Genomic DNA, 23,558 nt, shown 5'->3' on the forward strand with positions numbered 1-23,558 from the left:
GGGCCCCCGGCCCGGACCGTCCGCTCAGGACCTGGTGCAGCTCGGCAGTCCGGCGGTGTCGCCCTTGCCGATCTTCTGCAGGGCCTTCGTGGCGTCGTCGATGGTGGAGACCTTCACCAGGGTCAGGCCGTCGGGCACCCGCGCGGCGGCGGCGGCGCAGTTCTCGGCCGGGGTCAGGAAGTACTCGGCTCCGGCCTGGCGGGCGCCGATGGTCTTCATCTGGATGCCGCCGATCGGGCCGACCTTGCCGGTGTCGTCGATGGTGCCGGTGCCGGCGATGAACTTCCCGCCGGTCAGGTCCTCCGGGGTGAGCTTGTCGACGATGCCCAGGGCGAACATCAGGCCGGCGCTGGGGCCGCCGACGTCGGCGAGCTTGATGTCGATCGGGAACGGGAAGGTGTGGTCGGTCCCGGCCCGGATGCCCACGACGGCGTGGCCGTCGTCCTGCGCCTTGCCCGCCGTGACGGTCACCTTGGTGGTGCCGGTGGGCTCGCGGCCCGCCTTCTCGGCCTCGGCCGCCTCGGCGGCGGGCACGATGGTGAATTCGACGGGCTCGCCCGGCTTGTGCCTGGTCACGAGCTTGGCGACGTCGCCGGGGACGGTGACCGGGCTGCCGTCGACCTCCTTGACGACGTCGCCGGCGTGCAGCCTGCCCTCGGAGGGGCTGCCCTTGACGACGGTGGCGACCACGACGCGGGTGCTGACCGGGATGCCGAGCTGCTTGAGGGCGGCCACCTTGGCGCTCTCCTGCGACTGGCTGAACTCCTCGGCGTTCTCCTGCGTCGACTCCTTGTCCGTCTTGCCGTCCGGGTAGAGGTTCTCGTGCGGGACGACGATGTTGTCGTCCGCGAGCCAGCCGTAGACCGCTTCGAGCAGGTTCATGTCGTAGTCGGCGCCCGTGACGCGGACCGTGGTCATGTTGAGGTGGCCGGTGGTCGGGTACGTCTTGTGCCCGGAGATGTTCAGGACGGGCTCGCCGTGCGATTCGCCCAGGGTGTTCACCGTCGGGCCCGGGCTCATCTCGGAGTACGGGACCTTGAGGAACACTCCCGCGCAGAGCAGCGCGAACAGCACGAGGGAGGAGGCGAGCATCGTCGCTGTACGGCGTGGCATGGATCGACAGTACGGGACGGCCCGGGCGGGCGACCCGTGGGGCCGGTCCGTACGGGGGCCGCGGGCGCAACTCTCAGGCGATTCTCAGCGGGGGGCCTTCCGGCCCGCTCACCGCGGACTCCCGGGACGCCTCAGACAGCGTCGGAACCGGAGTGCGCCTTTTCCTTCTGCCTCGCCCGGTCGGACTTGTCCATGGCCTCGCGGAACCTCGCGTAGCCGGCGAGCTCGGATATGTCCCCCTGGGTGCGGTCGCGCGCTGCCCAGCTGCCCCATATCGCCGCCCCGATCGCGGCGAACAGCGGAATCAGCAACCACGCCAGTGACGCCATGGACGTGCCTCCCTGCCCCGAAAGTACGAGTGTCGTCGGTGGCTTCAACGCTCGTGCCCACAGGGGGGTTACGCAAATCGAGGGCGTGTTGCGCGGCCGAACGGGTGTGAGGCTACTCCCGCCCGGCAGCGCCTCCGCGACCGGGGGGCCGGTGTGTGCCGCGGGGCGCCTCAGCAGGCGCCGACCCACTCCTCCGTGCCGTCCGAGAACGTCCCCTCCTCCACGCCGACCTCGCGCGGTTCGGCGCCGGGGCGCCTCCCTGGCTTCGGCCGGCTGCGCCGGACTCCGTCCGCCGGTGGGGCCGGGCTGAGTCCCGACCCTCGCCTCAGCAGGCGCCGACCCACTCCTCCGTGCCGTCCGAGAACGTCTGGTGCTTCCAGATCGGGACCTCGTGCTTGAGGTCGTCGATCAGCATCCGGCAGGCCTCGAAGGCCTCGCCGCGGTGCGGGCAGGAGACGGCGACGACCACGGCCAGGTCGCCGACGGCCAGGTCGCCGACGCGGTGGACGGCCGCCAGGGCGCGGACCGGGTACTTCTCCACGACCCGCTCGGCGATGCGGCGCATCTCGGCTTCGGCCGTGGGGTGGCAGGAGTAGCCGAGGGAGTCGACGTCCGCGCCGCCGTCGTGGTTGCGCACCGTGCCGACGAAGAGGGTGGTGCCCCCCGTCGCGTCGTCGCCGACGGCCTGGAAGACCTCGTCGATCGAGAGCGGGGTCTCGCGGATCGCGAGCAGCCGGATGGGGTCCTGGGCGGCCTGCTCGCCGGGGTGGTCGAAGTGCGGTGCCATGCCATCCATCGTGCCTCAGGGGCTGACGTGGCGGAATAGCCGGATCACCCGTGGCATGACCGGCCGGTTGGGAGTCTCCTACAGGAGCCCCGCGTTCCGGCCGGGCCCGGACCGGTGTCCGGGCCCGTGAGCCGGCGGAGCCTTCGGCGGGCGGGCCGGGTCAGAGGCCGCGGCGCCTGCGGGCCCGGCGGACCGCGGCGGCGGCGCCCAGCAGGGCCACCGTCGCACCGGCGGCGCCGGCGGCCGTGGCGGCGTCCTTGCGGCCCAGGCGGCGGCCCGCGACGGTGTGCCGGCCCGCGACCTCCTGGAGCAGCTCGGCCAGCACCTCCTCGTTGGTCCAGCGGGGCCGCCAGCCGGCCGCGTGCAGCCCGCTGACGCTGACCACCCAGGGGTGCATCGTGTACGCGAGGTCGCCGGCCGGGGACGGGGTCAGGCCGATGCGGTGCAGCCGGGCCGCGGCGCCCAGGGCGACGGCCGAGGGCAGCTCCATGCGGCGGATGCCGCTGAGCTCCTCGACCTCCTCCTGTTCCAGCCAGCCCTCGCAGCCGACGGCCAGCTCGCCCTCGACCTTCTCCAGGGCGGCGTACTCCAGGGCGCTGACCAGGTCCTCGACGTGGCAGAACTGCCAGGTGGGCCGGGAGCCGGCGACGACGAGCAGGCGCGGGGACTCGAAGTACCGGGTCAGGGCCGTGTCCGTGCCGCCGACCAGGACGGCCGGGCGGAGCACCGTCACGTTCAGGCCCGGGTGGGCCCGGGGCGCCCGGCGGCCCAGGCGCTCGATCTCCAGCAGGTCGCCGACGCCGGTCGCCTCGGCGGTGGCCCGCAGCTCGGAGTCCTCGGAGAGCGGGATGTCGTTGTCCGGGAGGGCCCCGTAGACCATCGCGGAGGTGCACAGCACCACCCGGTGCACCCCGGCCGCCGCGGCGGCGGTGAGGACGGTCTGGGTGCCGCGTACGTTGTACGCGGTACGGGCGGCGGGGTCGGTCTCCAGGTCGAGGTCGAGCGCGAGGTGCACGACGACGTCCGCGCCGCGCAGTTTGTCGGCGATGGCGGGGTCGCGTACGTCCAGGACGTGCCACTGGGCGTCGGCGCAGTCCCCGCGCCGCTCGTCGATGGCGACGACCTGCTTGACCTCGTCGGACTCGGCGAGGCGGGTCACGAGGGCGGCGCCGACGCCGGAGGCGGCCCCGGTGACCGCGATCACGGGGCTGCGCCGGCGGGGGCCGGCCTCGTTTCGCGGCTGGCGAACGCCGGGGGCGCTGTCGCCGTGCTCAGGGCGGTTTTCGGCGTCGTGCGGCGCGCGAGCCTGCGGATCTGGGGAACTCACCGGGCGTCTCCAGCGGTTGTCTTCAGTGGGGACGCGCCGTGACGCGTACCCACCAGGTGATGTCCATCCTGCCGCAGCCCAGGAGTCGGCGGAGCACCGAGCCCGGAAGCGGGAGTGGTGTCTACGCTGGGTGGTGTTGTCGGACCATTGCCCGTCGGCACCCGCCGGCGGCCCTACGAGCCGAGGAAACCCGTGAGCGACACCCCATTCGGATTCGGCCTTCCGCCGGAGGAGCCGGAGGACGGCGACAAGGGCAAGAAGGGGGGCCAGGGCGGCCCCGGGAATCCGTTCGGGTTCGGCCCGGGCGGCCTCCCCGGCGGCCTTCCCGGCGGCGCGGACAACCCGTTCGCCGCGATGTTCGGTTCGATGAACCCGGGCGACCTGGGCGCCGCCTTCCAGCAGCTGGGCCAGATGCTGAGCTACGAGGGCGGTCCCGTGAACTGGGACATGGCCAAGGACATCGCCCGCCAGACCGTCGCCCAGGGCACGGCGGACGGCGTGAAGGACGCCAGCGTCGGCGTGGCCGAGAAGTCGGCGGTGGAGGAGGCGGTGCGCCTCGCCGACCTGTGGCTGGACGGGGTGACCTCCCTGCCGTCGGGCGCCAACGCGGCCGTGGCGTGGAGCCGCGCCGAGTGGGTCGAGGCGACCCTCCCGGTGTGGAAGGAGCTGGTGGACCCGGTCGCCGAGCGCGTCGGCGCGGCCATGGGCAGCGTGCTGCCCGAGGAGATGCAGGCCATGGCGGGCCCGCTGCTCGGCATGATGCGCTCCATGGGCGGGGCCATGTTCGGCCAGCAGATCGGGCAGGCCGTGGGCGTGCTCGCGGGCGAGGTCGTCGGTTCCACGGACATCGGGCTGCCGCTGGGCCCGTCCGGGCGGGCGGCGCTGCTGCCGCTGAACATCGAGAGCTTCGGCAAGGACCTGGGCGTCCCCTCGGACGAGGTACGGCTGTACCTGGCCCTGCGCGAGGCGGCGCACGCCCGCCTCTTCGCGCACGTGCCGTGGCTGCGCTCGCACCTGTTCGGCGCGGTCGAGGGCTATGCGCGCGGCATCAAGGTGGACACCTCGAAGCTGGAGGACGTGGTCGGCCGGCTCGACCCGTCGAACCCGGAACAGCTGCAGGAGGCCCTCCAGGGCGGCATGTTCCAGCCGCAGGACACCCCGGAGCAGAAGGCCGCGCTGGCCCGCCTGGAGACGGCGCTCGCGCTGGTCGAGGGCTGGGTGGACGCCGTGGTGCACGAGGCGGCCAAGCCCCGGCTGGCCTCGGCCGACGCCATGCGCGAGACGATGCGCCGCCGGCGCGCCTCGGGCGGCCCCGCGGAGCAGACGTTCGCCACCCTGATCGGGCTGGAGCTGCGGCCGCGCCGGCTCCGGGACGCCTCGCGGCTGTGGGCCTCGCTGACCGACGCCCGTGGGGTGGACGGCCGCGACGGGCTCTGGGAGCACCCGGACATGCTGCCGACCGCCTCGGACCTGGACGACCCGGACGGGTTCGTGCACCGCGAGCAGCTCGACTTCTCGGAGATCGACAAGATGCTCGGCGAGGCCGCCGAGAAGCGCGATCAGGGCGAGGGTGACGAGAAGAAATGAGCCTGTACGACGACGCCGTCCTGGTCCTGAAGGACTACGAGGGCCGGGACGGGCAGCAGCGCGAGCTGCGGGACGTCTACCTGGAGCACCTGGCGCAGCACCCGGACGGCATGTACAAGCCCTGCGGGGCGGGGCATGTGACGGGCAGCGCGCTGGTCGTCGACCCGGTCGGCGGCCGGGTCCTGCTGACCCTGCACAGGAAGCTCGGGCTGTGGCTCCAGATGGGCGGGCACTGCGAGCCCGGTGACACCACGCTGGCCGGTGCGGCGCTGCGCGAGGCCGTCGAGGAGTCGGGCATCCCGTCCGGGCTGACGCTGCTGGCGGGCGGGCCGGTGCGGCTGGACCGGCACCCGATCCCGGCGCCGTGCAACTGGCACCTGGACGTGCAGTACGTGGCGGTGGCCCCGGCCGGCGCGGAGGCGGAGATCAGCGACGAGTCGCTGGACCTGCGCTGGTTCCCGTACGAGGAGGTCGCTTCGGTGGCCGACACCTCGGTGGTGCGGCTGCTGGAGGCGGCCCGGGAGCGGCTGGGCGCGTAGGGGCCTGGCGAAGGGGCGGGCCCACGGGGTCCGCCCCTTCGTCGTGCCGGTGCGGCCGCCGCTCAGTTCCAGACGTTGTTCTGGTTCTGGGCGTGCACCCCGTGCTGGCCCATGCCGTACTGGGCGGCGAGGCCCTGGCCGAGCTGGGCGTTCTGCGGGGGCAGCACCTCGCTGGGCTGCACCAGGGCGAAACCGGTGCCGAGGAAGCTGAGCTCCCAGCCCTCGCCGGTGTTGCCGCGGCGCCGCCAGACGCCGCTGGAGTGCGTCTGGGCCTGCATCTGCACGCGCAGGGAGGTGGACCAGGCGACGATGGCGTCGGCGTCGGCGTTGACGTACTTGTCCGGGGTGACCTGCATCATCAGCGGCTGTCCGGAGGTCATCAGGGCGACCTTGCCGCGGCCGGTGATGTTGAGCTGGTACTTGCCGGAGCCGGAGATCCCGTACTGGCTGTCCACCGCGATGACCTCGGTGTGCAGGGTGGAGTCCATGGCCAGGACGTAGCTGCTGTCGACGGTCAGGCCCTCGTGGTCGACGTCGAGGACGTGCACGTGCTGGGCCAGGTTGGCGAAGTAGACGGTGCCCTGCCCGGAGCAGCGCATCAGGTCGAGGCCCTCGCCGGTGCGCATGCGGGCGCCGCGCTGGCTGGTGCTCTGGTACTCGCCGTCGAAGTCGACGATGCCCTGGTAGGCGACCATCGAGCCCTTGCGGGCGAGGACGTCGTCGGAGCCGGTCAGGGTGACCCGCAGCAGCTGCGGGTTCTGGACGGCGTACCGCTCCTGGGACTGCTGCTCGGCGTGGCCGAAAAGTGAGCTCTGCATGATGTGTCCGCTCCCCCTCAGCCCCGGGTCCGGAGCCGGTCGGTGCTGTCCTCGCTGGGCTGTACGACGACGATGCCCTGGCCGGAGAAGGCCATCTGGTAGGCCTCCCCGCTGCCCCGGCCGATCAGTGACGAGGCCTTGAAGCTGCTCTTCCCCTTGACCTTGAGGTTCGGGGACCAGGCGACGAGCGCGTCGGGGTCGACGAACGTCTCGTCCTCGCCGCGTCCGCAGTCGACGACGATCGGGGTGCCGCGCGAGGTGATGGCGACCCAGCCGGTGCCGGAGACCTGTACGTTGAACAGGCCCTGGCCGGCGAACTTGGCCATGCCCTTGACCCGCTCGACGCCCCACTGGAGGTGGGCGTCGAAGGCGAGCAGGTTGGTTCCGTTGACGGAGAGGGCGTCGTTGTTCAGGTTGATGCAGACGACGTTCGCGCCGTAGTCGGCGAGGTAGAGCAGGCCGTCACCGGTGCACTTCATCAGCGGGGCGCCCTCGCCGGTGAGCCACTGCGAGGCCCTCTGGCGCAGGGCCGGCGGGTTGGGTTCGTACTGGACGAAGCCCTCGTAGGCGACCATCGACCCGGTGCGGGCGAAGAGGTCCTGGCCGCTCTGCATCGCGACCTTGAGCATGGCCGAACCGTGGTTCTCCATACGGGCCGTGACCGGGGTCGGGGCGTAGCCCGCGAGCTGCTGGTTCATCGGGTTCATGGCGTTCATGTGGGGCTCCCTCAGACCTCGTACGGCTGGACGACGATGAAGTTGCCGGGCGCGCCGCGGAACTGGAGGTTCACGGTCTCCCCGCTGTGGCCCGGGTAGGCGTTGCGGCGCAGCCGGACCTGGCTGGAAACGATCACCTGGGAGGCCGCCGACCAGGCCACGATGGCGTTGCTGTCGGCGAAGGTGGTCGGGGTGACGGGCAGGACGACGGGGGTGCCGTGCGTCTTGACGATCACGGTGCCGGTGCCGTGGAAGAGCATGGTGAACAGGGCTCCGCCGGGGATGCCGTGGCCTTCGATGCGGCGGACCTCGTGCTGGAGGGACTCGTCGAAGGCGAGGACGCTCTCGGAGTTGACGCAGATGCCGTCGCCCTGGAGCTCGATGGCGTGCAGATGGGCGCCGTTCTCGGCGAGGAAGAGCTGGCCGCGGCCGGTGCAGCGCATCAGCTGCATCTCCTGGCCGGTGGCGTTGCCGACGATGCGGCCGGCGAAGCCCGCGCCCTTGTAGCTGAAGTCGACCTTGCCCTGGTAGAGGACCATGCTGCCCTGGCGGGCGAGGACGGGCTGGCCGCCGCCGGCCGCGAGGTCGACCCGCATGAGCTGGTGGTTCTGCGCGGTCCAGCGGGCGCCCGTGGGCGCCTCCTTGTACAGCTGGAGCGCGGCGGCGAGACCCGGTCCGGCCTGCGGGGCCGCCTGGCCGTAGGGGGCCGGGGGCTGCTGGCCGTACGGGGGCTGCTGGCCGTAGGGGGCCTGCTGGCCGTACGGGGGCTGGCCGGGCTGCGGGTGGCCCTGCTGCGGGGCGTAGCCCTGCTGCTGGGGCGGGACCTGGCCGCCGTAGGAGGGCTGGGGCGGCTGGCCGTAGGGGGCGGGGGCCGGGCCCGGGGGCGGGACCTGGCCGCCGTACGAGTGCTGCTGCGGCTGGCGGCCGCCGTACGAGGGCGGGCCGGGCTGCTGCGGCGGGTGGGGCGGCTGGCCGTAGGGGGTCGCGGGGGCGGGCGGGGTCAGCGGGCCGACCATGGTCGGGGCCGAGTGCACCGCGGCCGGGGCGGGGGCCGGCGCCGGGGGCTGCTGGGGCTGCTGGGGCTGCTGCTGCGGGGCGTACGGCGCGGGGGCGGGCGGCTGCTGCTGGACCGGGGCGCCGTAGGACGGGGCGGGGGCCGGTGCCGGGGCGGCGGCCTGGGCCGGCGGGGCGAACCCCGGGGCGGCGGCCTGCGGCTGGGCCGGGGCCTGCTGCTGCGGCTGCTCGTCCTCTTCGGCGACCTCGCCGCCGAAGTGCTCCAGCAGCGCGGCGAGCCCGCCGTCGAAGCCCTGGCCGACGGCGGCGAAGCGCCACACGTCCTTGCGGTAGAAGTCGCCGATCATCAGGGCGCGCTCGGTGCTGAACTCGGAGCCCGTGAAGGAGTACCGGACGACCTCCTCGCCGCCCGCGACGATCCGGATGTAGCCGGGGCCGATCTGCGACATCTGGCCGTCGCCGTCGAGGGTGGCGGTGAAGGACAGCTTGTGGATGGACGCCGGCACGTGGTCGAGGGTCACCCGGAAGGATTCGGTGTCCCCGGCCTGCGGGCCGAGCTGCTGGACGGACTCCTCGGGCGACTTCGGCTGGTTGTAGAAGACGAAGTAGCGGTCGTCCGACAGGCGCTCGTCGGCGTCGAGACCGAAGCAGCTGATGTCGAAGGTGAGTCCGGGCCCCGCGATCCGGACGCCCACGTACAGATCGGTCCCCGCCGTCAGGTCGCTGATCCTGGCCTTGTGGCCGCGTTGGAATTCCCTGGCCATACGTCCGACCGCCCCCCGTCCCGAGTGTGCGTGTGAGTGTGCGGTGCTCGCCCGCGTGATCGTGTGCCGCCGGGCGTACCGGCGGTCGTGTGCGGCTCAGGCTAACGGCTCCGGCCGACATCCGGGCAAGCCGGTACCGACCCGGTACATATCGCGCTCCGTACCGGAGCGTCATTCCTCGCGGGCCGCCGGGATCCGGGGGAGCCGCTCCGCCGCGACCACTCCCTCCAGGAAGCCCCGGGCCCGCTCGGTCTTCGGGTACGCCTCCAGCAGTTCCCAGAACCGGGGGCCGTGCCCGGGGACGAGGAGGTGCGCCAGCTCGTGCAGGAGCACGTAGTCGACGACGTAATCCGGCATCCCCTGGAGCCGGTGGGAGAGCCGGATGCTGCCTTCGGCGGGGGTGCAGGAACCCCAGCGGGTGTTCTGGTTGGTGACCCAGCGGACCGAGCGGGGGCGGGCGCGGCCGCTGAAGTACTGCTCGGACAAACGCGCCGCGCGCTCGGTGAGTTCCGTGTCGCCGATGGTGCGCTTGCTCTCCTGGGCGGCGAGCTTGTCCAGCATGACGCCCACCCAGCGCCGCTCCTCCGCCTCGGACATGCGGGCCGGGATCAGGACGACCGTCCGGTCACCCTCGCGGTAGGCGGAGACGGTCCTGCGGCGGCGCGCGCTGCGGCGTACTTCGACGGCGTGCGGGGATGGGTCGGCGGGCACGCCTCGACGGTACCCGGTCGCCACGGCGGAAGTCCCGCACGTCCGCGGTTCGAACAGGATCCCCGCGCGGACGCCTCCGGCACCGATCCCCTCCATTCATCTCATATGACTGATTCCCCTTGCCTGTGGACAAATCCGAGCACGCCGCCCGGGGGGCGGGCATCGTGGCGGAGGTGGCCGGGGAAACGGCCGCGGACGCCACGGGGAACGAGGAGGCGGCGATGTATCCGAAGGTGAAGCCCGCGCTGGCACGGGCATGGCGGGATCTGCGGACGGTGCAGTTCGGGGTGACCCCGGCGCACGCGGTGGTGCTCAGCCCGGTGGACACGGCCACCGGCTCGCTCATCGACCGGATCGACGGGACGCGCGGCATGGAGCTGCTGCGGACGGAGGCCCGGGGCATGGGCCTGCCGGAGGGGCAGGCGGACGGGCTGGTCCGCCGGCTCGCGGGGGCCGGGCTGCTCGACGACGCCACGGCGGGCGGGCCACGCGCCCAGGCCGTACGGAGCCGGCCGGAGGCGCTGGAGCGGCTGGGGCCCGACCTGGGCTCGCTCTCACTGGTGCACCCGGAGCCCGGGGGCGACTTACGGGGCGTCGCGGCCCGGCGGGCCATACGGGTCCGGGTGCGCGGCAGCGGCCGGGTGGGGGCGCTGATCGCCGCCGTGCTGGCGGGGGCCGGAGTGGGGCGGGTGGAGGTGCTCGACGGCGGCCGGGTGGAGCCGGCCGATGTGGCGCCGGGCGGGCTGGGTCCGGTGAGCGTGGGCCGGCTGCGTGCCGAGGCCACGCGCGCCCTCGTACGGGAGGCCGCGCCGGGGCGGGCTCCGCGCGAGGGCGACCCCGAGGGGCCCGGGCCGGAGGTGGCGCTGGTGGTGGTCGCGCCCCGGGACGGCCTCCAGGCGTGGGCGCCCGATCCGGCGACGGCCGCCGACTGGGTGGCGACGGGCACCCCGCACCTGTACGCGGGGGTGCTGGAGGGGACTGGGCTGGTCGGTCCGCTGGTGCTGCCGGGAGTGACGGCCTGCGCGGGGTGCATGGAGCGCGAGCGCGTCGAGGGAGACCCGGCCTGGCCGCGGATGCTGGTCCAGTGGAGGTCGGCGCACCGGCGCCGGGAGCGGGCCGCCTGCGACCTGGGGCTGTCCACGGCGGTGGCCGGCCTGGCCGCGGCCCACGCCCTGGCCTTCCTCGACGGCCGCCTGCCGGCCTCCCTCGGCTCCCGCTGGGAGGCCGCGCTGCCCGCGGTGCACTGGGAGCGCTCGGGTCTGACCCCCCATCCGGACTGCCCGTGCGGAGCTGCGGTCCCGGCGGCGGAGCCGGAGCGGGGGGTCCGGTCATGAGGCCTGGTGGAGGGGGCCGGTGGAGGCCCGGCCGGTGGGGAGGGCCATGACAGGATGCGGGGTGACCGCAGGCGCGGGGAGGGCACCCTGAACCGACGCTTGCGCCGAGGCTGTCTGGGAATTGGAGGGGCGCATGTCTGATCTTCCCCGGAAGGCGGTCACCCGGACCGTCAAGCTGGCCGCGTTGCCACTCGGTATCGCGGGGCGGGCCACCTGGGGGCTGGGGAAGCGGATCGGCGGCAAGTCCGCCGAGATCGTGGCCCGCGAGCTCCAGCAGCGCACCGCCGAGCAGCTGTTCCGCACACTCGGTGAGCTCAAGGGGGGTGCCATGAAGTTCGGGCAGGCCCTGTCGGTGTTCGAGTCGGCGCTCCCGGAGGAGGTCGTGGGGCCGTATCGGGCGGCGCTGACCAAGCTCCAGGAGGCGGCGCCCCCGCTGCCGGCGGCGCGGGTGCACCAGGTGCTGGCCGAACGGCTCGGCGAGGACTGGCGCGACCTGTTCGAGGAGTTCGAGGACAAGCCGGCCGCGGCCGCCTCGATCGGGCAGGTGCACCGGGCGGTGTGGCACGACGGGCGGCAGGTGGCGGTCAAGGTCCAGTACCCGGGGGCCGGGGAGGCGCTGCTGTCGGACCTCAAGCAGCTGGGCCGGTTCGCCGGGCTGCTGGGTCCGCTGATCCCGGGCATGGACGTCAAGCCGTTGATCACCGAACTGCGCGACCGGGTCGCGGAGGAGCTGGACTACGAGCTGGAGGCGGAGGCCCAGCGCACCCACGCGGACGCCTTCGACGGGGACGACGACGTCCTCGTACCGGACGTGGTGCACCAGGGCGACCAGGTACTGGTGACCGAGTGGCTGGAGGGCACCCCGCTCTCGGAGGTCATCGCCGACGGCACGCAGGAGGAGCGCGACAGGGCGGGCCAGTTGCTGACCCGGTTCCTCTTCTCCGGTCCCGCGCGCACCGGGCTGCTGCACGCCGATCCGCATCCGGGGAACTTCCGGCTGATATCCGGGGCGGACGGCCGGATGCGGCTGGGCGTGCTGGACTTCGGCACGGTGGACCGGCTGCCCGGCGGCTGGCCCAAGCCGATCGGCCGGTCGCTGCGGATGACCCTGGAGGGGGACGCCGAGGGGGTCTACGGGCACCTGCGCGCCGAAGGGTTCGTGAAGGAGTCCATCGCGCTCGACCCGGACGCGGTGCTCGACTACCTCAAGCCGATCATCGAGCCCGCCGAGGTGGAGGAGTTCGCCTTCACCCGCTCGTGGCTGCGCGGGCAGGCGGCCAGGATCGCCGATCCGCGTTCGCCCGCCTACCAGTTGGGGCGGCAGATCAACCTGCCGCCGTCCTATCTGCTGATCCACCGGGTGACGCTGAGCACCATCGGGGTGCTGTGCCAGCTGGGTGCGACCGTGCGGCTTCGGGACGAACTCGACGTCTGGCTGCCCGGGTTCACGCCCGAGGACTGATCCTCCGGGTCACCACCAGGAGGAGTCGAGGCGGCCCTCGATCGCCCGCAGGTTGGCGCGGGCGCAGTCCACGCAGAAGTACTGTCTGATCCCGTTCTCGACCGAGCAGGTCCAGGTGGGCGGGGCGCCGTTCGGGGAGCGGGCGCCGCAGCGCGCGCAGACGACGGACTGGTCCTCGGGTCCGGGCTGGCCGGGGTGGGAAGTCGGCTGGTCCACCACCAGACGATATCCCCGCGGGGCCCTGCGCGTGCCCCGCAACGCACCGGAGGGACCGGTCCGTTCGGACCGGTCCCTCCGGGGGGCTGCTGCCGTCAGTGCATGACGGCCATGGCCAGCGCGCGGCGGGCGCGCATCGAGACGCGCTCGGCCTTGCGCTGCATGCGCCGGGCGGCGACCAGGCGCACGGCGTGACGCTGGGCGTCCACCTCACGCAGCCGGTCGTCCATATGCGCACGGGCCAGGGCTTCTGGGATGAGTTGCATTTCGCGGGTCCTGTTCTGACGCGAGGTGATCGCGCCGGTGGTGATGAAGTCTGCGGTGGCGGAGCCGTGCGGCTGCTCGCTCGTGGTGGCGTTGGGGGACATGGGGGCCTGCTTCAGGGGGTCGTGCGTCAGAGGGCGGTCGATGGTTCCGATGGCGGTCATGCCGCAGCAACCGGGTTCTTGCGCGGGCGGCCACGGGGCCGCTTGCGGGCCACGACCACGCCCTGGACGAAGAGCTCTCCGCCCCAGACACCCCAGGGCTCGCGGCGCTCCTTGGCGCCGGCGAGGCAGGCCTCGACCAGCGGGCAGGTGCCGCAGAGGGACTTGGCGTACTCGACGTCCGCCGGGGACTCGGCGAAGAAGACCTCGGGGTCGAAGGTGCGGCAGGGGACGGGGACGCCGAGGTTCTCGATGGCGTCGTCGAGCGCGGTGAGCGCGGTGAGGGGGGTCAAGGCGGGGTCCTCCGGGACTGCGGGCGGGGAGATCGTTTGGGTCTGCGGTACGGACGGGGCGTGCGCTTCGAGTTGCACGGTTGTCTCTTCCTCGTCTTGTTCGGTTAGTCGTTCCGGCCGGTCGGCCGGGTGGCGGCTGTTACCTGGTCCTGCCAGTCCCGAGGCCCCTTCGCTCCGTCGTCCCCGGTCGGGGACAAACAGAAGGGCCGCGGATCCCGGGTGGGGTTCCGCGGCCCTGAAGGCGCCGGCCTGATCATGAGATCAGGCTGGATCACTCCAGGGTTCGAGCCCGCGGAAGGCCCACATCAGGTGGTGCTGCGTCGTCGTCTGCTGCTTGAATCCGGCACCGGCCGCGGCGGCGGAACCATAGGCGCCATGCGCCTGCTGGGCTCCCGCTACTGCCACCAGTGCCTTGGTCGGTCGCTCGTTGCGCTCGCTGACCGGAAGGGTCGCCAGCAGGGCGGGCTTGCCGGCGGAAATCGCGGACAGACCGGTGCCCCGGAGGGAGACGGAACCGAGCAGGCAGGAAGCGGCGACCGAGCGATCGGTCATTTTGGTGAAGGTCATGAAGCTGGTCACTGGTCTCGCCTCCTCTCGGCGTCTCGGGGACTCGGCCCGGGGGCCTGTCCCATGCGTATTCGGATAAGTACAGCACGGATCAGGGGCTTCGGAGAAGCCACCGTTTCCGTTGCTAAGAACCTATGGGGATCCGCTGGGCATGTGCAAACTATTTTTCCGACGAGTTTCTACGCGTCGTCAGGATCCTCGCCCACGCGCTCCTGACCTGCGCAGATCGCCAGGACGTCGGCTCCGTACCGGTCGAGCTTGCGGCCTCCCACTCCAGAGATCATCGAGAGCTCTCCCGGCTCGGAGGGCGCGGCCTCCGCGATGGCCATCAGCGTCTTGTCGGTGAAGACGCAGTAGGCGGGCAGCCCCTGGAGCTTCGACTGGACGGCGCGCCACTCGCGCAGCCGCTCGTAGAGGCCCTCGTCCATGTCCGACGGGCAGTCACCGCAGCGCATCAGCTTGATGTCGCCGGCCTCGGTCAGGGTGCGGCCGCAGACCCGGCACAGCACCGGCCCGCGGGAGCCCCGCCTGCGCGCCCCGCGCTCGGCCGGGGCTCCCGCCCGTGCCGCTGGGGCCGCGGAGCCCGGCCGCAGGCCGTTCAGGAAGCGGCTGGGGCGTCGGGAGGCCCGGCCCCCCGGGGAGCGCGAGAGCGCCCAGGAGAGCGTCAGGTGGAGCCGGGCGCGGGTGACGCCCACGTACAGCAGCCGGCGCTCCTCCTCGACCTGCTCGTCGGTCTTGGCGTAGGTGATCGGCACCATGCCGTCGGTGAGGCCGACGAGGAACACGGCGTCCCACTCCAGGCCCTTCGCGGCGTGCAGCGAGGCGAGGGTGACGCCCTGGACGGTCGGCGCGTGCTGGGCGGCCTTGCGCTCCTCCAGCTCGACGGTGAGCTCGGCCAGTCCGGCGCCGGGCCGGCTGCGGGCGAAGTCCTCGGCGAGGCGGACCAGCGCGGCCAGCGACTCCCACTGGTCGCGCACGGCGCCGGAGCCGGCGGGCGGCTCGGCGGTCCAGCCGGTGGAGCTGAGGACGGCCCGGACCTGGGAGCCCAGCTCGACGATGTCGTCGAGCAGCGGGTCGTTGCCCGCGGAGCGGGCGGCTCCGCGCAGGGCGAGGACCGCCTTCTGGACCTCGGCCCGCTCGAAGAAGCGTTCGGCACCGCGCAGCTGGTAGGGGACGCCGGCGTCGGCCAGGGCCTGCTCGTAGACCTCGGACTGGGCGTTGATGCGGTAGAGCACGGCGATCTCGCCGGCCGGGACCCCGGCGGCGATCAGGTCGCGGACCCGGCGGGCGACGCCCTCGGCCTCGGCGGGCTCGTCGGGGTACTCGGCGTAGACCGGGTCGGGGCCGGGTTCGCGCTGGGAGAGCAGCTCCAGCCGGTGTTCGGCGGCGCGGCCCTTGGCCTGGCTCAGCAGGCCGTTGGCGAGGTGGACCACCTGGGGGGTGGAGCGGTAGTCGCGCACCAGCTTGACCACGGTCGCGTGGGGGTAGCGGGTGCGGAAGTCCAGCAGGTGGTCGGGGGTGGCGCCGGTGAAGGAGTAGATGGTCTGGCTGGCGTCGCCGACGACGCAGAGGCTGTCGCGCTCGCCGAGCCACAGCTCCAGCAGGCGCTGCTGGAGCGGGCTGACGTCCTGGTACTCGTCCACCACGAAGTGCTGGTACTGGGCGCGGATCTGCTCGGCGATGTCGTGGCGGTCCTGGAGGATGCCGACGGTCAGGAGCAGCACGTCCTCGAAGTCGATCATGCCGCGGTCGCGCTTGAGCTGCTCGTACGTGCTGTAGATCTGGGCGATCTCGGCCGTGTCCCGGGGGGCCTCGCGGCCCGCCTTGAGGGCGGCGGCCGGGTAGTCGGAGGGGACGGTCTGGGTGACCTTCGCCCATTCGATCTCGCCGGTGACGTCGCGCAGCTCGTTGCGGTCGAGGCGGACCCGGCAGCGCGCCCCGGCCTCGGCCACGAACTGGATCTTGCGTTCGAGGAGCCGCGGGACGTCCCCGCCGACGGCCCGGGGCCAGAAGTACTGGAGCTGGCGCAGGGCGGCCGAGTGGAAGGTGCGGGCCTGGACCCCGCCGGCGCCCAGCGCGCGCAGCCGGCCGCGCATCTCGCCGGCGGCCCGGTTGGTGAAGGTGACGGCGAGCACGCTGGCGGGCATGAGCTGCCCGGACCGGACCCCGTAGGCGATGCGGTGGGTGATCGCCCGGGTCTTGCCCGTACCGGCTCCGGCCAGCACGCACACCGGGCCGCGCAGGGTCGTGGCGACCTCGCGCTGCTCCGGGTCGAGGCCCTGGAGCACGGCGTCGGCGTCGGCCGCGCCGGTGCCCGGGCCGTCAGGGAACGAAGGGGAGTGCGTTGCTGCTGTCACCCCGCCATGCTGCCAGGTCGGGTGGGGCGGGCGGGAAATCCGTCCACAGGCCCGGCCGGATTGTCGGATGGGTCATACCGGCCGGCCGCCGGGAATGGCCGGGGCGCGGCGTACGTTCGAGTACTCGGACCGGGCGGCCTCCGGTCCACGAGACCTCACAGAGGAGCGAGCATGCAGGACACGGGCACGGTCACGATGTACAGCACCACCTGGTGCGGCTACTGCCGCCGGCTGAAGACGCAGCTGGACCGGGAGGGCATCGCGTACAACGAGATCAACATCGAGCTCGACCCCGAGTCCGCCAAGTTCGTGGAGCAGGCCAACGGCGGCAACCAGACCGTCCCGACCGTGCTCGTGAAGTCCTCGGCCGGAAACGAGTCCGTGATGACGAACCCGAGCCTCGCGCAGGTCAAGCAGGCCCTGGCCGTCTGACGCCCGCGCCCGCAGCGCACGGAGCACATGCGGAAGGCCCCCGCCGCGGCGGGGGCCTTCCGCATGTGACGCGGGTTACGGCGCCGGCTTCGGCAGCGGCCGGCCGTACCAGAGCTCGACGAGCCGGGCCGCGATCGAGATCCCCGAGGGCGGGACGACAGCACCGGACTCGAACGCCTCGCGCAGCTCCTCGCGGGAGAACCAGCGGGCCTCCTGGATCTCCTCGCCGTCGACGGTGATCTCGGAGCTGACGGCCCGCGCGTTGAAGCCGAGCATCAGGCTGTACGGGAAGGGCCAGGGCTGGCTGGCGACGTACTCGACCTCGCCGATGCGCACGCCCGCCTCCTCCCACACCTCGCGGACGACGGCCTGCTCGATCGACTCGCCCGGCTCCACGAACCCGGCCAGGGTGGAGAAACGGCCCTCCGGCCAGTGCACCTGGCGGCCCAGCAGCGCGCGGTCCTGCTCGTCGGTGACCAGCATGATCACTGCCGGGTCGGTGCGCGGGTAGTGTTCGGCGCCGCAGCCCGGGCAGCGGCGGATGTGCCCGGCGGCCGCGACGACCGTGCGCTCGCCGCAGCGGGAGCAGAAGCGGTGCATGCGCTGCCAGTTCTCCAGGGCGACCGCGTGCACCATCAGCCCGGCGTCGCGCGGGGACAGCAGCAGCCCGGCCTCGCGGAGCCCGGCGGGGCGGGCCGACTGGTCCATGCGGCCCGGCAGCGAGTCCTTCTGCAGCGCGAAGTACCGTACGCCGTCCTCGTCGGTGCCCAGGAAGTAGCGGTGGGTCTCGGTGGCCGGGGCCTCGAAGGCCGCGGTCATCACGATGCCGGTGCCTCCGTCGGGGGTGTCGTCGATCAGCACCTGGCCGCCGGAGACGACGAAGACGCGGGTCGTGGGGTGGCTCCAGGCGGCGGCCAGCCAGGCCTCGTCGAGGCGGTGGTGCGCGGCGCGGTCTATGTCGCTGGGCGCGGTGAGCGACAGTGGGCGCTCGGTGGGCGTGCTCACAGGTACTTCCAACTCCCCCGGTGGATGGGACAAGGCAGGCGTACGGACGTGGTGCGTGCGGTCAGGCGGTGGCGGCGGCCGCGACGGGCCGGGGCGGGGCCCAGTTCTCGGCGAGGTCGCCCCACAGGTGGGCGGCGGTCTCGACGCCCTTGAGGAGCAGGTCCAGCTCGACCTTCTCGTTCGGGGAGTGCCAGCCGTCGGACGGGACGGAGATCCCGAGGAACAGGACGGGCGCGCCCAGGACGTCCTGGAGGTCGGCCGCCGGACCCGAGCCGCCCTCGCGGGTGAAGCGGACCTGCTGCCCGAAGGCCCGGCCCATGGCGCGGACGACGGACTGGAGCGCCGGGTGGTCCAGCGGGGTCAGGCACGGGCGGGTGGGCGCGCCGAAGGTGATGGAGTGGCGGATCCCGGCGGGGATCCGGGCCGCGACCCACTCCCGTACGGCGGCCTCGACCTCGTACGGGTCCTGCCCCGAGACCAGCCGGAACGACAGCTTCAGGTGCGCGGAGGCGGGGACGATGGTCTTGCCGCCGGGGCCCTGGTAGCCGCCGCCGATGCCGTTGACCTCGGCGGTCGGGCGGGCCCAGACGCGCTCCAGGGTGGAGTAGCCGGCCTCGCCGGAGGCGGCGTGGGACTTGGCCGTGCGCAGCCACTCGGCCTCGTCGAAGGGCAGCTGGGCGATCAGCCGGCGTTCGGCGTCGGTGAGCTCGGCGATACCGTCGTAGAAGCCGGGGACCGTGACGCGTCCGTCCTCGTCGTGCAGGGCCGCGACGAGGCGGGCGGCGGCGGTGGCCGGGTTGGGCACGGCACCGCCGAAGGCGCCCGAGTGGATGTCCTGGTCGGGGCCGTGGAAGTCGATCTCGCAGTCGGCGACGCCGCGCATGCCGGTGCAGACGGTGGGCGTGGTCTCGGACCACATGCCGGTGTCGGAGACGATCACGACGTCGGCGGCGAGCTCGGCGGCGCGGGCCTCGACGAGCGCGCGGAAGTTCGGGGAGCCGGACTCCTCCTCGCCCTCGATGAGCAGCTTGAGGTGCACGGCGGGGGCCTCGGCACCGGTGGCGGCGAGGTGGGCGCGCACGCCGAGGGTGTGGAAGAAGACCTGCCCCTTGTCGTCGGCCGCGCCGCGCGCGTACATCCGGCCGTCCTTGACGACGGGCTCGAAGGGCTCGGTGTGCCAGCCGTCGGCGAGGGCGGCGGGCTGGACGTCGTGGTGGCCGTAGACGAGGACGGTGGGCGCGGCCGGGTCGGCGGCCGGCCAGTGGGCGAAGACGGCGGGGGCGCCGGCGCCCGCGGCGGTCTCCCAGACCTCGGCGACCGGGAAGCCGGTCTCCTTGAGCTTCGCGGCGAGCCATTCGGCGCTGCGGCGTACGTCGTCCGCGTGCTCGGGCTGGGCCGACACGGAGGGGATGCGCAGCCACTCGGCGAGGTCGTCGAGGAAGGCCGTGCGGTGGGTGCCGATGTACGTACGGACGACGTTGTCCGGGGTTTCGCTCATGGCCACGAGCCTAGCCGTCCGCCTGGTGGGCGCCGTCCGCGCCCGTTTCGCCTTGGAGGATCCGCTCAAGGCCCTCCCGGCCGGGCAGGTCGCGGGGCCGGATGACGCGGCCGCTGCGCACGTGGAGGAAGGCCGCGGCGACCCGGTCGAGGGGGGTGCCGGTGGCTTCGGCCCAGGCCAGGCGGTAGACGGCGAGCTGGAGGGGGTCGGCCTGGGTGGTGCGGCCGGTCTTCCAGTCGACGACCTCGTACGAGCCGTCGGGGTTCCGGTAGACGGCGTCGATCCGGCCGCGGATGACGCGGCCGGCGAGGGTGAGCTGGACGGGCGCCTCCATCCGGTACGGGGTGCGCTCGGCGTACTCGCTGCGCTCGAAGGCGGCCTTGAGGGCTTCGAGGTCGGCGGCGTCGGCGATCTCCTGGTCGGTGCCGGGGAGGTCGGCGGCGGGGTCGAGGACGTCGAGGAGGGGCAGGGGCAGGGCGTCGAAGCGGGACTCGACCCAGGCGTGGAAGCGGGTGCCCTGGCGGGCGGCCGGCTGGGGGGGCTTGGGCATGGGGCGGGCGAGGTCGCGGACGAAGGCCTGCTCGTCGGCGGCGAGGCGCAGGAGCTGGCTCGCGGAGAGGGAGCCGGGCAGCTCGACGTCGCGCACGGCGGCGCGGGCGCGGAGCAGCTCGCCCTCCAGGGCGTCGAGGTCCCGGTCCCAGGAGGCGATGGTCCGGGCCTCTTCGGCCGTGAGCCGGTCGCCTGCGGCGCGCGGGGACGCGTACGGGTACGCCCGCCCGGCGGCCTCACCCCCGGGCAGCACGGCTTCCCCGGCCCACAGGCCGTCGGCGTCGGCGACCCCGGCAGGGTACGGCCCCCCGGCGGCGTCCCGCCCGGACCCGGGCGCGGGCAGCGCGGCTTCGCCCGCCCACAGGCCGTCGGCGTCGGCGGTCCCGGCAGGGTACGGCCCCCCGGCAGCCTCCCGCCCGGACCCGGGCGCGGGCAGCGCGGCTTCGCCCGCCCACAGGCCGTCGGCGTCGGCGGGCACGGCGGGGTACGGCCCCCCGGCAGCCCTCCTCCCGGACCCGGGCGCGGGCACGGCTTCCCCGGCCCAGAGGTCGTCGGCGTCGGCGGGCACGGCGGGGTACAGCCCCCCGGCAGCCCCCCGCCCGGACCCGGGCGGGGGCAGCGCGGCCTCGCCCGCCCACAGGCCGTCGGCGTCGGGGGTCTCCCGCCCGGGTGCGGGCGCGGGCTGGGTGGCTTCGGCGGCCCAGAGGGCGTCGGTGGTGTCGGGGGCCTCCGGGGCGGGGGCGGGCGGGGGTGGTGTGGCTTCGGCGGCACAGGGGTCGGTGGGGGCGGCGGGCTTCTGTTCGGCCGCCCTGGCGCTTCCCGCAGTACCGGTCTGCGGGTCCGTCGCGTGCGGGGCTCCGGTCGCGCCGGGGCGGGCCGGGGTCTCGTCGGCCCACGGGCCTTCGGCCGAGCGGGGGGCGGGCAGGGCTCCGCCGGCCCGGTCGTCCGCGGGCACGGCCTCGCCGGCCCAGAGGTCGTCGGACGCGCGGGGGGCCGGCAGGGGTTCGCCGGGCCACGGGGCGTCCGGTTCCGGTTCGTCCTCGTAGGACGGGTCGTCGCAGTCCGGGGGCCAGAGGAAGGGGTCGCCGGCCGGGTCCTGGGGGCCGGTCGGCGCCGCGTCCCGGTCCGCGTCCGGGGCGGCCGGCCCGGCCAGGGTCGTGAGGTAGGACTCGACCAGGGCCGCCGCCTCGCGGCGCAGGCTCAGGGAGTGCGGGTCCAGGGGGAGGGGCCAGGAGTGGTCCGGGGCGGCACCGGGGGCCAGGGACGGGTTCTCGGCGTCGGGCGGCGGGGCGTCCGCCCAGGCCTCGATCTCGCCGTAGCCGCGCGCGCAGTGGTCGTGGAGGGCCTGCAGGAACGCGGACGGGCCGCGGCGGCGCTTCTGGGTGGGGCCCCACCAGTGGCCCGAGGCCAGCAGGAGGGAGCGGGGGCGGGTGAAGGTCACGTAGCCCAGGCGGAGCTCCTCCGTCTCCTTGTGGGACTTCAGGGCCGCCTTGAAGGACTTCAGGCCCGCCGAGGTCCACTCCGGGTCGGCGGGGAGCGTCGCCGCGTCACCGCGCAGGGCGTACGGGAGCACCTTGGGGTACGAGGTCCAGGCCTCCGGGGCCTTCTCCTTCGGGAAGGAGCCCGCGCACAGGTCGGGCACGACCACCACGTCCCACTCCAGGCCCTTCGACTTGTGGGCCGTGAGGACCTTGACCGTGTTCTCCCCGCCGGGCAGGGCGTGGTCGAGCCCCTTCTCGTACTGGGCGGCCGTGCGCAGGAAGCCCAGGAAGGCCAGCAGCGTGGCCTCCCCGTCCAGCGCCGCGAAGCCGGCGGCGACGTCCAGGAAGTGGGAGAGGGTCTCGCGGCGGCGGGCCGCGAGGGCGTGGGGCGAGGCGGAGAGTTCCACGTCCAGGCCGGTCGTGGACAGGACGCGGTGCAGGACGTCCATCAGCGGGTCGGAGAGGGAGCGGCGCAGGTCGCGGAGCTCCTGGGCGAGGTGGGCGAAGCGGACCCGGGCGGCCGGGGAGAACGGGAGGTCCGCGGCGGCCGAGCCGTCCAGGAAGGTCTCCAGGGCGTCGGCCAGGGAGACGACCTCGGCCGGGTCGACGCCCTCGACCGCGGCGGCGAGGCGCCCGTCGGGGCCGTCGGAGGCTCCGGGGCGGGTCACCAGCTGCCGGGCGAGGCGCCCGAGCAGCGCCAGGTCGCGGGCGCCGATCCGCCAGCGCGGGCCGATCAGGAGGCGGACCAGGGCGGCGTTGGCGCCGGGGTCCTGGAGCACCTCGCAGACCGAGACCAGGTCGGCGACCTCGGGGAGGTGGAGGAGCCCGGACAGGCCCACGACCTCGACCGGGACGTCCCGGGCCACCAGGACCGCCTGGATGCTCGCGAAGTCGGCGGCCGACCGGCACAGAACGGCGATCTCACCCGGTTCCCGGCCCGTGCGCACCAGGTGGGCCACGGAGTCGCCGAGCCACTCCAGCTCCTCGGCGTGCGTGGGCAGCAGGGCGCAGCGGACCAGGCCGTCGCGCTCGGCGCCCGGGGCGGGGCGCAGGGCCTCGACGCCCTCGTGCATCGCGCGCAGCGGGGCGGCGAGGCCGTTGGCCAGGTCCAGCAGGCGGCCGCCGCTGCGCCGGTTCTCGCTGAGGGAGAGCCGGGTCGCGGGGCGTCCGTCGGCGTGCGGGAAGTGCTCGGGAAAGTCGTCGAGGTTGGCGACGGACGCGCCGCGCCAGCCGTAGATGGCCTGGCAGGGGTCGCCGACGGCGGTCACGGCGTGCCCGGTGCCGCCGCCGAAGAGGCCGGACAGCAGCAGCCGCTGGGCGACGGAGGTGTCCTGGTACTCGTCGAGGAGGACGACGCGGAACTCCTCGCGCAGCAGCGCGCCGACCTCGGGGCGGGTGGTGGCGAGCCGCGCGGAGAGGGCTATCTGGTCGCCGAAGTCGAACAGGTCGCGGGAGCGCTTGGCCTCGCGGTAGCGGACGACGAGCTCCAGCAGCTCCAGGCGGCCGCGGACCGCCTCGGGGGCCTTGCGCAGGTCGTCGTTGGTGAGCCTGGTGTCGGCGAGGACGCCGAGGAGCTCCGTGTCGTACGCCCGCAGCTCCGCCGGCTCGACCAGGTGCTCGGAGAGTTCCGCGTCGAGCGCGAGAAGGTCGCTGACCAGGTCGGGGACGGATTTGGTGAGGGCGGGGTAAGGGCCGGGGGCCTCGCGGAGCACCTTCGCGGCGAGCTGGAAGCGGGTGGCGTCGGCGAGGAGGCGGGCGCTGGGCTCCAGGCCGATGCGCAGGCCGTGGTCCTTGAGGAGCTGGCCGGCGAAGGCGTGGTACGTGGAGATGCGGGGCTCGCCGCCGGCCGCTCCGGGCTCGGCGCCGGCCGGGGCCGGGGCTGCGCCGGCGGGGCCGGGGAGGGGGTCGGGATCGGTGATCCCGGCCCGTGCGAGGGCTTTGCGTACGCGTTCGGCCAGCTCCCCGGCGGCCTTGTTGGTGAACGTCAGACCGAGGACCTGTTCGGGGGCGACGGCCCCGGTGCCCACGAGCCAGACGACGCGGGCGGCCATCACGGTCGTCTTGCCGGAGCCGGCGCCCGCGACGATGACCTGGGGGGCCGGCGGGGCGGTGACGCAGGCCAGCTGTTCGGGCGTGAAGGGGATCCCGAGGAGCTCCTTGAGCTGCTCGGGATCGTCGAGGACGGGGTCGCGCCCGGACACGTACGCGGTCACCTCAAAAGGCTAGCCGCCCCC

21 protein-coding genes are annotated in these 23,558 nt (G+C 73.9%); 5 read left to right on the forward strand and 16 right to left on the reverse strand.

Annotated elements, in window-relative coordinates; translation table 11 throughout:
* Positions 1 to 24: 24 nt before the first annotated feature.
* From WDV06_RS07280 to WDV06_RS07295, 4 genes are all read right to left on the reverse strand, one after another.
* On the reverse strand, positions 25 to 1,113 hold the full coding sequence (locus WDV06_RS07280; RefSeq protein WP_395508811.1) for a YlbL family protein: 1,089 nt from the start codon (positions 1,111 to 1,113) through the stop codon (positions 25 to 27).
* A gap of 131 nt (positions 1,114 to 1,244) precedes the next feature.
* Positions 1,245 to 1,442: a hypothetical protein gene (locus tag WDV06_RS07285; protein ID WP_395508812.1), complete on the reverse strand. Its 198-nt coding sequence runs from the start codon at positions 1,440 to 1,442 to the stop codon at positions 1,245 to 1,247.
* 325 nt (positions 1,443 to 1,767) lie between these two features.
* Positions 1,768 to 2,229, reverse strand: coding sequence for a molybdenum cofactor biosynthesis protein MoaE (locus WDV06_RS07290; protein ID WP_395508813.1), 462 nt, complete (start codon positions 2,227 to 2,229; stop codon positions 1,768 to 1,770).
* 160 nt (positions 2,230 to 2,389) lie between these two features.
* The gene (locus tag WDV06_RS07295) at positions 2,390 to 3,556 is read right to left on the reverse strand and encodes an SDR family oxidoreductase (protein ID WP_395508814.1); all 1,167 of its coding nucleotides are present in this window, start codon (positions 3,554 to 3,556) and stop codon (positions 2,390 to 2,392) included.
* Between the two features lie 192 nt (positions 3,557 to 3,748).
* On the opposite strand from WDV06_RS07295, the gene WDV06_RS07300 reads away from it, so the two are divergent.
* Both WDV06_RS07300 and WDV06_RS07305 read left to right on the forward strand, forming a co-directional pair.
* A complete protein-coding gene (locus WDV06_RS07300; RefSeq protein WP_395508815.1) occupies positions 3,749 to 5,143 on the forward strand; it encodes a zinc-dependent metalloprotease in 1,395 nt (464 codons plus the stop codon).
* A complete protein-coding gene (locus WDV06_RS07305) occupies positions 5,140 to 5,682 on the forward strand; it encodes an NUDIX hydrolase (RefSeq protein WP_395508816.1) in 543 nt (180 codons plus the stop codon). Before WDV06_RS07300 ends, WDV06_RS07305 begins: the two co-directional genes overlap by 4 nt.
* Before the next feature lie 62 nt (positions 5,683 to 5,744).
* Here the strand turns inward: WDV06_RS07305 and WDV06_RS07310 are convergent, their stop codons facing one another.
* From WDV06_RS07310 to WDV06_RS07325, 4 genes are all read right to left on the reverse strand, one after another.
* Positions 5,745 to 6,500, reverse strand: a complete 756-nt coding sequence (locus WDV06_RS07310; RefSeq protein ID WP_395508817.1) for an AIM24 family protein — start codon at positions 6,498 to 6,500, stop codon at positions 5,745 to 5,747.
* Positions 6,501 to 6,517: 17 nt separating this feature from the next.
* A complete protein-coding gene (locus tag WDV06_RS07315) occupies positions 6,518 to 7,198 on the reverse strand; it encodes an AIM24 family protein (protein WP_395508835.1) in 681 nt (226 codons plus the stop codon).
* A gap of 29 nt (positions 7,199 to 7,227) precedes the next feature.
* Positions 7,228 to 8,994, reverse strand: a complete 1,767-nt coding sequence (locus WDV06_RS07320; protein ID WP_395508818.1) for a TerD family protein — start codon at positions 8,992 to 8,994, stop codon at positions 7,228 to 7,230.
* 171 nt (positions 8,995 to 9,165) lie between these two features.
* The gene (locus WDV06_RS07325; protein ID WP_395508819.1) at positions 9,166 to 9,801 is read right to left on the reverse strand and encodes a M48 metallopeptidase family protein; all 636 of its coding nucleotides are present in this window, start codon (positions 9,799 to 9,801) and stop codon (positions 9,166 to 9,168) included.
* Positions 9,802 to 9,926: 125 nt separating this feature from the next.
* Here WDV06_RS07325 and WDV06_RS07330 point away from each other — a divergent pair, with 125 nt between their 5' ends.
* Positions 9,927 to 11,039 (forward strand): ThiF family adenylyltransferase, encoded by a 1,113-nt coding sequence (locus WDV06_RS07330; RefSeq protein WP_395508836.1) that lies wholly within the window; start codon positions 9,927 to 9,929, stop codon positions 11,037 to 11,039.
* 133 nt (positions 11,040 to 11,172) lie between these two features.
* Positions 11,173 to 12,501 carry an ABC1 kinase family protein gene (locus WDV06_RS07335; RefSeq protein WP_395508820.1) on the forward strand — a complete coding sequence of 443 codons (1,329 nt, stop codon included), beginning with the start codon at positions 11,173 to 11,175 and terminating at the stop codon, positions 12,499 to 12,501.
* A 9-nt stretch (positions 12,502 to 12,510) separates the two neighbouring features.
* On the opposite strand, the gene WDV06_RS07340 is transcribed toward WDV06_RS07335, so the two are convergent.
* The 5 genes from WDV06_RS07340 to WDV06_RS07360 all read right to left on the reverse strand — a co-directional run bounded on the left by WDV06_RS07340 (position 12,511) and on the right by WDV06_RS07360 (position 16,359).
* Positions 12,511 to 12,717 carry a hypothetical protein gene (locus tag WDV06_RS07340; RefSeq protein WP_395508821.1) on the reverse strand — a complete coding sequence of 69 codons (207 nt, stop codon included), beginning with the start codon at positions 12,715 to 12,717 and terminating at the stop codon, positions 12,511 to 12,513.
* Positions 12,718 to 12,812: 95 nt separating this feature from the next.
* A complete protein-coding gene (locus WDV06_RS07345; RefSeq protein WP_395508822.1) occupies positions 12,813 to 13,145 on the reverse strand; it encodes a hypothetical protein in 333 nt (110 codons plus the stop codon).
* Positions 13,142 to 13,513 carry a WhiB family transcriptional regulator gene (locus tag WDV06_RS07350; protein WP_351879426.1) on the reverse strand — a complete coding sequence of 124 codons (372 nt, stop codon included), beginning with the start codon at positions 13,511 to 13,513 and terminating at the stop codon, positions 13,142 to 13,144. Before WDV06_RS07350 ends, WDV06_RS07345 begins: the two co-directional genes overlap by 4 nt.
* A 183-nt stretch (positions 13,514 to 13,696) precedes the next feature.
* The gene (locus WDV06_RS07355; RefSeq protein WP_395508837.1) at positions 13,697 to 14,002 is read right to left on the reverse strand and encodes a hypothetical protein; all 306 of its coding nucleotides are present in this window, start codon (positions 14,000 to 14,002) and stop codon (positions 13,697 to 13,699) included.
* Positions 14,003 to 14,181: 179 nt separating this feature from the next.
* The gene (locus tag WDV06_RS07360; protein WP_395508823.1) at positions 14,182 to 16,359 is read right to left on the reverse strand and encodes an ATP-dependent DNA helicase UvrD2; all 2,178 of its coding nucleotides are present in this window, start codon (positions 16,357 to 16,359) and stop codon (positions 14,182 to 14,184) included.
* Positions 16,360 to 16,530: 171 nt separating this feature from the next.
* Here WDV06_RS07360 and WDV06_RS07365 point away from each other — a divergent pair, with 171 nt between their 5' ends.
* Entirely contained in the window at positions 16,531 to 16,791 is a 261-nt protein-coding gene (locus tag WDV06_RS07365) for a mycoredoxin (RefSeq protein ID WP_045949161.1), read from the forward strand.
* A gap of 75 nt (positions 16,792 to 16,866) precedes the next feature.
* On the opposite strand, the gene nudC is transcribed toward WDV06_RS07365, so the two are convergent.
* The 3 genes from nudC to WDV06_RS07380 are packed head-to-tail and all read right to left on the reverse strand — an operon-like array spanning position 16,867 to position 23,525.
* Positions 16,867 to 17,808, reverse strand: coding sequence for an NAD(+) diphosphatase (gene nudC, locus WDV06_RS07370; protein WP_395508824.1), 942 nt, complete (start codon positions 17,806 to 17,808; stop codon positions 16,867 to 16,869).
* 49 nt (positions 17,809 to 17,857) lie between these two features.
* Entirely contained in the window at positions 17,858 to 19,294 is a 1,437-nt protein-coding gene (locus WDV06_RS07375) for a dipeptidase (protein ID WP_395508825.1), read from the reverse strand.
* Positions 19,295 to 19,304: 10 nt separating this feature from the next.
* Positions 19,305 to 23,525 carry a UvrD-helicase domain-containing protein gene (locus tag WDV06_RS07380; RefSeq protein ID WP_395508838.1) on the reverse strand — a complete coding sequence of 1,407 codons (4,221 nt, stop codon included), beginning with the start codon at positions 23,523 to 23,525 and terminating at the stop codon, positions 19,305 to 19,307.
* Positions 23,526 to 23,558 lie beyond the last annotated feature (33 nt).

This window comes from Streptomyces racemochromogenes, assembly GCF_044129415.1.
Lineage (GTDB): Bacteria > Actinomycetota > Actinomycetes > Streptomycetales > Streptomycetaceae > Streptomyces > Streptomyces racemochromogenes_A.

What these genes read in the sequence shown, in the direction of transcription:
- WDV06_RS07310 (WP_395508817.1), bottom strand. Translation starts at nt 6,500, where the DNA reads ATGCAGAGCTCACTTTTCGGCCACGCCGAGCAGCAGTCCCAGGAGCGG.
- WDV06_RS07365 (WP_045949161.1), top strand. Translation starts at nt 16,531, where the DNA reads ATGCAGGACACGGGCACGGTCACGATGTACAGCACCACCTGGTGCGGC.
- WDV06_RS07280 (WP_395508811.1), bottom strand. Translation starts at nt 1,113, where the DNA reads ATGCCACGCCGTACAGCGACGATGCTCGCCTCCTCCCTCGTGCTGTTC.
- WDV06_RS07345 (WP_395508822.1), bottom strand. Translation starts at nt 13,145, where the DNA reads ATGACCGCCATCGGAACCATCGACCGCCCTCTGACGCACGACCCCCTG.
- WDV06_RS07355 (WP_395508837.1), bottom strand. Translation starts at nt 14,002, where the DNA reads ATGACCTTCACCAAAATGACCGATCGCTCGGTCGCCGCTTCCTGCCTG.
- WDV06_RS07325 (WP_395508819.1), bottom strand. Translation starts at nt 9,801, where the DNA reads ATGGAGGGGATCGGTGCCGGAGGCGTCCGCGCGGGGATCCTGTTCGAA.
- WDV06_RS07335 (WP_395508820.1), top strand. Translation starts at nt 11,173, where the DNA reads ATGTCTGATCTTCCCCGGAAGGCGGTCACCCGGACCGTCAAGCTGGCC.
- WDV06_RS07375 (WP_395508825.1), bottom strand. Translation starts at nt 19,294, where the DNA reads ATGAGCGAAACCCCGGACAACGTCGTCCGTACGTACATCGGCACCCAC.
- WDV06_RS07305 (WP_395508816.1), top strand. Translation starts at nt 5,140, where the DNA reads ATGAGCCTGTACGACGACGCCGTCCTGGTCCTGAAGGACTACGAGGGC.
- WDV06_RS07315 (WP_395508835.1), bottom strand. Translation starts at nt 7,198, where the DNA reads ATGAACCAGCAGCTCGCGGGCTACGCCCCGACCCCGGTCACGGCCCGT.
- WDV06_RS07290 (WP_395508813.1), bottom strand. Translation starts at nt 2,229, where the DNA reads ATGGCACCGCACTTCGACCACCCCGGCGAGCAGGCCGCCCAGGACCCC.
- WDV06_RS07285 (WP_395508812.1), bottom strand. Translation starts at nt 1,442, where the DNA reads ATGGCGTCACTGGCGTGGTTGCTGATTCCGCTGTTCGCCGCGATCGGG.
- WDV06_RS07330 (WP_395508836.1), top strand. Translation starts at nt 9,927, where the DNA reads ATGTATCCGAAGGTGAAGCCCGCGCTGGCACGGGCATGGCGGGATCTG.
- WDV06_RS07320 (WP_395508818.1), bottom strand. Translation starts at nt 8,994, where the DNA reads ATGGCCAGGGAATTCCAACGCGGCCACAAGGCCAGGATCAGCGACCTG.